Source organism: Collinsella aerofaciens, assembly GCF_964283865.1.
Classification (GTDB): Bacteria; Actinomycetota; Coriobacteriia; order Coriobacteriales; family Coriobacteriaceae; genus Collinsella.
The window spans coordinates 1-4748 of sequence record NZ_CAXYLS010000029.1 but is presented as its reverse complement, the minus strand read 5'-3'; the positions used below and the strand labels follow the sequence as shown (position 1 = coordinate 4748).

Annotated in this window: 2 rRNA genes; both read left to right on the top strand. The window is 63.6% G+C overall.

The features are described 5' to 3' along the window. A 16S ribosomal RNA gene (locus ACRX4W_RS09675) occupies window positions 1-1309 on the top strand; the annotation flags it as partial. A 397-nt stretch (window positions 1310-1706) separates the two neighbouring features. Then, window positions 1707-4680: ribosomal RNA gene (locus ACRX4W_RS09670) — 23S ribosomal RNA — on the top strand. The last annotated feature ends 68 nt before the right edge of the window (window positions 4681-4748 follow it).

Genomic DNA, 4748 nt, shown 5'->3' with positions numbered 1-4748 from the left:
GGCTAAAGCCCCGACGGGAGGGGATGGCTCCGCGGCCCATCAGGTAGACGGCGGGGTGACGGCCCACCGTGCCGACAACGGGTAGCCGGGTTGAGAGACCGACCGGCCAGATTGGGACTGAGACACGGCCCAGACTCCTACGGGAGGCAGCAGTGGGGAATCTTGCGCAATGGGGGGAACCCTGACGCAGCGACGCCGCGTGCGGGACGGAGGCCTTCGGGTCGTAAACCGCTTTCAGCAGGGAAGAGTCAAGACTGTACCTGCAGAAGAAGCCCCGGCTAACTACGTGCCAGCAGCCGCGGTAATACGTAGGGGGCGAGCGTTATCCGGATTCATTGGGCGTAAAGCGCGCGTAGGCGGCCCGGCAGGCCGGGGGTCGAAGCGGGGGGCTCAACCCCCCGAAGCCCCCGGAACCTCCGCGGCTTGGGTCCGGTAGGGGAGGGTGGAACACCCGGTGTAGCGGTGGAATGCGCAGATATCGGGTGGAACACCGGTGGCGAAGGCGGCCCTCTGGGCCGAGACCGACGCTGAGGCGCGAAAGCTGGGGGAGCGAACAGGATTAGATACCCTGGTAGTCCCAGCCGTAAACGATGGACGCTAGGTGTGGGGGGACGATCCCCCCGTGCCGCAGCCAACGCATTAAGCGTCCCGCCTGGGGAGTACGGCCGCAAGGCTAAAACTCAAAGGAATTGACGGGGGCCCGCACAAGCAGCGGAGCATGTGGCTTAATTCGAAGCAACGCGAAGAACCTTACCAGGGCTTGACATATGGGTGAAGCGGGGGAGACCCCGTGGCCGAGAGGAGCCCATACAGGTGGTGCATGGCTGTCGTCAGCTCGTGTCGTGAGATGTTGGGTTAAGTCCCGCAACGAGCGCAACCCCCGCCGCGTGTTGCCATCGGGTGATGCCGGGAACCCACGCGGGACCGCCGCCGTCAAGGCGGAGGAGGGCGGGGACGACGTCAAGTCATCATGCCCCTTATGCCCTGGGCTGCACACGTGCTACAATGGCCGGTACAGAGGGATGCCACCCCGCGAGGGGGAGCGGATCCCGGAAAGCCGGCCCCAGTTCGGATTGGGGGCTGCAACCCGCCCCCATGAAGTCGGAGTTGCTAGTAATCGCGGATCAGCATGCCGCGGTGAATGCGTTCCCGGGCCTTGTACACACCGCCCGTCACACCACCCGAGTCGTCTGCACCCGAAGTCGCCGGCCCAACCGCAAGGGGGGAGGCGCCGAAGGTGTGGAGGGTGAGGGGGGTGAAGTCGTAACAAGGTAGCCGTACCGGAAGGTGCGGCTGGATCACCTCCTTTCTAGGGAGATAAATCTTCTAGAGAGATCAACTTAACTCGAATAGAGGGCAGGAGCCCGTCCGGTGGATGTCGCCCGGGGGAAGTCCCCGCAGCACCCGGTCCCCGGGGTCGCACCCGCGTACCTTGAGAGCCGCATAGCGATAGGAGAGAGATGGAAGATCATTCTTCCAGACTCGATTCTTTTCTGCGATTTATCAGACAGAATGATAGCAATCATTCATCCGATCCAAACAAGAAGAATTCACTTATTAATGAGTGAGGAGCATCTGATCGCGAGCACAGTCAACACTGTGCCGCGGTATGAGATACCCGAATTGCGACATACGAGCGCTATTCATGATATCGATTAATTGACTTAATTAGCGACACGTGGATATCCCGCGGGCCCGATGCGGTCCCGCAAGATACCACGGGCGCACGGCGGATGCCTTGGCACAGGGAGCCGATGAAGGACGCGGCAAGCTGCGATAATCCCCGGCGAGGAGCACACATCCTTCGACCCGGGGGTCTCCGAATGGGCGAACCCATCCACAGAGGTGTGGATATCCCCGGCCCGAACACATAGGGCCGGGGAGGACAACCCGGGGAACTGAAACATCTAAGTACCCGGAGGAGAGGAAATCAATCTCGAGACTCCCCGAGTAGCGGCGAGCGAAAGGGGACCGATGGCCAAACCGTCGAGCGGGCATACCCGGCAGGGGTTCCGCCGGCGGGGTTGCAGGGCCGCGCATCCGGGGGCTGCCGCCCCCGGGCGCAGGTCCGGCTGGGGAGCGGAACGGCATGGGAGGGCCGGCCGCAGCGGGTGACAGCCCCGTACGCGAACCCAGACCGGACGGCGCGACGCGGTCCCTGAGTAGGGCCGGGCACGTGAAACCCGGTCCGAACCTGGGTGGACCACCATCCAAGCCTGAGTACTACCCTGTGACCGATAGCGCACCAGTACCGTGAGGGAAAGGTGAAAAGCACCCCGGGAGGGGAGTGAAACAGTACCTGAAACCGTGCGCCCACGAGCAGTCGGAGCACCTATACGGTGTGACGGCGTGCCTTTTGTAGAATGAGCCAGCGAGTCGCTGGCGCGGGGCGAGGTTAACCGAAAGGGAGCCGGAGCGAAAGCGAGCCTTAACAGGGCGACTTGAGTCCCGCGCCGCGGACGCGAAGCCGGGTGAGCTATCCGTGGGCAGGCTGAAGCGGGGGTAAGACCCCGTGGAGGGCCGAACGCACGTCGGTTGAAAACGGCGGCGATGACCTGCGGATAGGGGTGAAAGGCCAATCAAACCCGGAGATATCTCGTTCTCCCCGAAATAGCTTTAGGGCTAGCGTCGCGCGTTCACCGCCGGAGGTAGAGCACCGGATGGACGAGGGGGCTTCGCCGCCTACCGAATCCAACCGAACTCCGAATGCCGGCGGCCCAGAGCGCGGCAGTCAGAGCATGTGGGCTAAGCTGTGTGCTCGAGAGGGAAACAGCCCGGACCGCCCGCTAAGGTCCCCAAGTTCCAGCCGAGTGGCAAAGGATGTGCGTCCGCCCAGACAACCAGGATGTTGGCTTAGAAGCAGCCATCCATTCAAAGAGTGCGTAACAGCTCACTGGTCGAGTGGACATGCGCCGACAATACACGGGGCTAAGCTGGACACCGAAGCGGCGGGATTTTGATTTTCAGAATCGGTAGGGGAGCTTCCCATGGGCGGTGAAGCCGCCGGGCGACCGGCGGTGGAGCGCATGGGAGTGAGAATGCTGGCATGAGTAGCGAGAGACGAGAGAGTAACTCGTCCGCCGTGAACCCGAGGTTTCCTGGGCAAGGCTAATCCTCCCAGGGTCAGTCGGGGGCTAAGGCGAGGCCGGAAGGCGTAGCCGACGCGCAGCAGGCAGACATTCCTGCACCGCGCACGCGGCGCTACGACCGACGGGGCGACGGATGGGGGTGGCTCGGCGGGGTTCTGGACGTCCCCGTGATGGAGCGCGGCCCGCGGACCAGGGAAATCCGGTCCGCACGAGGGCGAGGCTCCGGACGAAGCGATCAAGCGAAGCGAGTGAGCCCGAGGTCCCTAGAAAAACCCCTAGGCAGGCGCGTGCGCGCCCGTACCGCAAACCGACACAGGTGGGTGGGTAGAACATACCGAGGCGATCGGGTCAACCATGGTCAAGGAACTCGGCACAATGGCCCCGTAACTTCGGGAGAAGGGGTGCCCGCGCGTACGTGAACGGACTTGCTCCGGGAGCGGAGGCGGGCCGCAGTGGAGAGGCCCAAGCGACTGTTTACCAAAAACACAGGACTCTGCAGAAGCCGCAAGGCGACGTATAGGGTCTGACGCCTGCCCGGTGCCGGAAGGTCACGCGGAGGAGTTAGCGCATCGCGCGAAGCCCCGAAGCCAAGCCCCGGTAAACGGCGGCCGTAACTATAACGGTCCTAAGGTAGCGAAATTCCTTGTCGGGTAAGTTCCGACCTGCACGAAAGGCGCAACGACTTGGGCGCTGTCTCGACCATGGACCCGGTGAAATTGCACTGGTCGTGAAGATGCGACTTACCCGCGGAAGGACGGAAAGACCCCGTGAACCTTCACTGCAGCTTGGCATTGGCCGCTGGTCCCGCGTGTAGAGGATAGGCAGGAGGCGAAGATCCGGAGGCGCCAGCCCCCGGGGAGCCGCCCTTGGAATACTGCCCTCGCGCGACCGGCGTCCTAACCCGAGGCCGTCAACCGGCTCGGGGACCGTGCCAGGCGGGCAGTTTGACTGGGGCGGTCGCCTCCTAAAGGGTAACGGAGGCGCGCGAAGGTCCGCTCGGGACGGTCGGCAACCGTCCTTTTGAATGCAAGAGTACAAGCGGGCTTGACTGCGAGGCCCACAAGCCGAGCAGGTGCGAAAGCAGGCTCTAGTGATCCGGCGGCCCCGAGTGGGTGGGCCGTCGCTCAACGGATAAAAGGTACTCCGGGGATAACAGGCTGATCTTGCCCAAGAGTCCACATCGACGGCAAGGTTTGGCACCTCGATGTCGGCTCATCGCATCCTGGGGCTGGAGCAGGTCCCAAGGGTACGGCTGTTCGCCGTTTAAAGCGGTACGCGAGCTGGGTTCAGAACGTCGTGAGACAGTTCGGTCCCTATCCTCCGTGGGCGCAGGAGAATCGATGGAGGCTGCCCCCAGTACGAGAGGACCGGGGTGGACGCACCTCCGGTGAACCGGTTGTCGACCAACGGCACGGCCGGGTAGCCGCGTGCGGCGCGGATAACCGCTGAAGGCATCTAAGCGGGAAGCCGTTCCAGGGATTAGTTCTCCTTCCGGTAAGGGCCCAGGTAGACTACCTGGTCGATAGACGGCAGGTGCAAGGACGGCGACGTCCTCAGCCGAGCCGCACTAATCGCCCGAGCTCTTCCGGAACCGCACCTCGCGGCCCGCGGGACATGCGCTCTGAAGCGCGGTCCGGGCACGAGGATGCCCCCGAGTCA